General features: G+C 58.1%; 1 pseudogene. It reads left to right on the plus strand.

Annotated features, from left to right (window positions below):
* A pseudogene (locus tag AC1DT3_RS22010) lies at nt 1-501 on the plus strand (hypothetical protein); the annotation flags it as partial.
* Nucleotides 502-1,166 lie beyond the last annotated feature (665 nt).

The raw sequence follows: 1,166 nt of genomic DNA on the forward strand, positions 1-1,166 counted from the left end.
GATCTGTTCAAGGGCGGAGATGCTGCGGACCGACTTTCCGGTAACCTCGGCAACGATACGATCTACGGCGGCGGGGGCAATGACGCGCTCACCGGCGGTGCAGGAAACGATATTCTCTGGGGCGGCGCAGGTAAGGACACGTTGACGGGTAACGCCGGCAAGGACACCTTCGTCTTTGATGTGTTCAATGCCAAGACGAACAAGAAAACCAACATCGACAAGATCGCTGACTTCAGCGTGAAGGACGATTCAATCTGGCTCGACAACGCCGTGTTCAAAGGGCTCGGCAAGAAAGGTACGCCTGCGAAGCCGCAGAAGATGTCGAAAGACATGTTCTTCGTCGGGTCGGCTGCCAACGACGCCAGCGACCGGATCATCTACGATAAAGCGAAGGGCATCTTGTACTATGATGAGGACGGCACCGGCGTGAAGGCTGCAGTGCAAATCGCGACGATCAAGAAGGGCCTCGCAATAACGGAGAAGGACTTCTTCATCATCTAAGATGCCTGCGACGATCAAAATGGGACAGGCATCGTGCGCAGCGCGGGATGCCTGTCGGCGTTGTTGGACTTGACATAGGCGCCGGGCAGTCCGGGGCCGTTTTTGGGGCGCATGATGGACGACAGAAAAAACGGCGGCATTGATGTCACGAGCGAKCCGCCGCTGMAAAACGATAYCCCGGAWACGGCGAGCAGCTCGCGATCGTCAGRCGATCCGGTCGTAACCGTGGCTGAAGCCGAGGGTGAAGTGTTCAATGTGACGGCACCACCACCTCCCCAAGAGRACAGGAAGAACGGCGGCATTGATGTYACGAGCGATCCGCCTTTCCGGTTCGAAGATGCAAATGCCTGGGATAGTTTGGTCACCAGCAAGCCCTTCGCGGATTTTTACATTATCTAAGGCCCCCACGGCCGGACGTCGCGCCCTTATCTAGGTGCACCGAACCATTCGGTGGCTTAGCGGCCTCTCGTTGCCCTCCTCGGCCTATGCCGGGGAGGGTTTTCGTTGTGTCTGGAGTGCGACACGTGTGCGCGACCACACTCAGGCGGCTGCCGAAGTGGTCACTTAGGATCCCAATGAAGCAATCTGGTCGTTCGAACGGGGGCGACGCAACGTCAAGCGTGGCATGGAGGGGAACGCAGCACGAGGTCCCCCATGAGAACGAT

The organism is Microvirga sp. P4_G7, assembly GCF_056401005.1.